General features: G+C 62.9%; 2 protein-coding genes. Both read left to right on the top strand.

Features of this window, described 5'->3' with window-relative positions; genetic code table 11:
* Positions 1 to 304: DUF2306 domain-containing protein (locus EOA29_RS38515; RefSeq protein WP_127222520.1), on the top strand; the 304-nt coding region annotated here is incomplete at its 5' end.
* 22 nt (positions 305 to 326) lie between these two features.
* Complete coding sequence (locus tag EOA29_RS38510; RefSeq protein WP_126093814.1) at positions 327 to 752, top strand: OsmC family protein; 426 nt, start codon at positions 327 to 329, stop codon at positions 750 to 752.
* Positions 753 to 813 lie beyond the last annotated feature (61 nt).

The raw sequence follows: 813 nt of genomic DNA, 5'->3' as shown, positions 1-813 counted from the left end.
GCTGCCGAAAGGCACGCCGCGCCACCGTGCGATGGGCTATGTCTGGGTGGCGCTGATGCTGGTCATCGCCATCTCGAGCTTCTGGATCCAGCAGATCCGGCTCATCGGACCGTTCAGCCCGATCCACATCCTGTCGATCCTGGTGCTGGTCACCGCGCCGCTGGCGGTGTGGTATGCGCATACGCATCGCGTCGCCGCCCATCGTGGCGCCATGATCAAACTCTATGTCTTCGCCCTGGTCGGCGCCGGCATCTTCACGCTGCTGCCGGGCCGCATCATGCATACGGTCGTGTTCGGCCAGTAGGGCAATATTTTCGAGGAAAGTCATGAAAGTACGCGTCAAATGGGTCGAGGAACGCACCTTTGTCGGCGAGTCCGGCAGCGGTCACAAAGTGGTGCTGGGCACGGCGCACGGGCCGGAAGGCCGAACGCCGGGGCCAAGCCCGATGGAATTGGTGCTGATCGGCACCGGCGGCTGCTCGGCCTATGACGTCGTCCACATCCTCGAGAAGGGCCGCGAGGCGGTCGAGGACTGTGTGGTCGAGCTCGACGCCGACCGTGCCGAAACCGAGCCGCGCGTCTTCACCCGCATCCACATGCATTTCATCGTCAAGGGCCGCGCGCTGTCGCGCGACAAGGTCAAACGGGCGATCGACCTTTCGATCGAGAAATACTGCTCGGCCACGGCGATGATGGCCAAGACCGCGACCGTCACGCATGATTTCGAGGTCGTTGATACGGCGGTGAAATAGGGAATAGGGAGTAGGGAGTAGGCAGTAGGCAGTAGGGAGGAGGCAGTAGGGAGGAGGCAGT

This window comes from Mesorhizobium sp. M1E.F.Ca.ET.063.01.1.1, from assembly GCF_003998155.1.
Taxonomy (GTDB): domain Bacteria; phylum Pseudomonadota; class Alphaproteobacteria; order Rhizobiales; family Rhizobiaceae; genus Mesorhizobium.
The sequence above is the reverse complement of the archived record's forward strand: the minus strand, read 5'-3'. Positions and strand labels throughout refer to the sequence as shown.